The 1,278-nt window shown below is 68.5% G+C and carries 1 protein-coding gene; it reads right to left on the bottom strand.

Features of this window, described 5'->3' with window-relative positions:
- On the bottom strand, nucleotides 1–1,278 hold a 1,278-nt coding region (locus tag HR086_RS46910), incomplete at both ends, for a condensation domain-containing protein (RefSeq protein ID WP_254626776.1).

Raw genomic sequence — 1,278 nt, 5'->3', positions numbered from 1 at the left:
AATGGTCGGCCAGGGACTGGATGGTCTCTGTCCGGTGTGCTGCCTGGCTGTACGTCCACACCAGGGTCAGTCGGCCCTCGAAGACGTAGCCGTTGATCTCCAGCAGGTGGGAGAGCGCGGCCTTGGGAGCGCGCAGGGCACCCAGGGGCTCCCGCGTGGCGGTGAACGGATTCAGCGCCGAGTCGTCACCGGCGGACTGATGGAACTGACCCAGGTAGTTGAAGAGCACCTGGGCACGAGGCAGCGCGCGGAGGTGCTGGGATTGCTCGTCATCCGACAGGTGGCGCAGCAGGCCGTAGCCGAGTCCCTTTCGGGGAAGGCGCCGCAGCGAGTCCCGCACCGCGCGCAACCGGTCGCCCAGGCTCGTCGTCCCCGAGACGTCCAGCGTCACGGGATACAGCGTGGTGAGCCAGCCCACCGTGCGAGACAGGTCCACGTCGTCGGAGAACGGCTCGCGGCCATGGCCTTCCAGCTCCACACGCAGGCGAGGCTGGCCCATCCAGTGTGTGAGGCTGTCGGCCACCGCCGTCAGCAGCACATCGTTGATGTGCGCCCGCCACGCGGCCGGTGTCTCCTGCAACAAGAGCCGCGTCTGGGCTTCGTCCAGGGAGACTTCCACCGTGCGAGAGGAGGCCACGGAAGTGGCACCGCCAGCGCCATCCCTGGGAAGGACAGGAGCCTCGAGTCGCCCCTCCTCCAGCCAGTACGTCTGCTCACGCACGACCTCCTCGGAGCGCGCGAAGTCACTCAGCTTCGAGGCCCAGGCCTTGAAGGACGTGGACTTGGGCGGCAGCGCCACCGGGCGGCCCTGTCTCGATTGCACATAACCCGCGCCGAGGTCCTCCAGCAGCGTGCGCCAGGAGACGCCATCCACGCCCAGGTGGTGCACCGACAGCAGGAGACGTGAGCCTCGCTCGGCTCCGAGGTGGAAGAGGGCGGCGCGCAGGAGCAGCCCCTCATCCAGCCTGTGGCTGGCGTGGATGCGGGAGGCTTCGGACTCCAGGGCCGCAGGCAGTTCCGCCTCGGGCACGGAGGAGAGGTCCACCTGCTCCAGGCGGACCAGGGACTCCAGGCCGGTGAACTCCTGGTGCCAGGTGCCGTCTTGCTGGTGCGTGAAGCGCAGCCGCAGCGTGTCGTGGTGGGCGACGACAGCGCGCAGCGCCGCTTCCAGGCACGGGACGTCCACCGGCTCGCTCGACGCGAGCATGAAGGCCTGGGCGAAGTGGTGCGGTTCGAGGAGTTCCTTCTCGAAGAAGTCGAGCTGGATGGGCGTCAGGA

It is taken from the genome of Myxococcus sp. CA039A, from assembly GCF_013336645.1.
GTDB classification, from domain to species: Bacteria; Myxococcota; Myxococcia; order Myxococcales; family Myxococcaceae; genus Myxococcus; species Myxococcus llanfairpwllgwyngyllgogerychwyrndrobwllllantysiliogogogochensis.
Note: the sequence above shows the minus strand (reverse complement) of the source record. Positions and strands in the feature narration are given on the sequence as shown.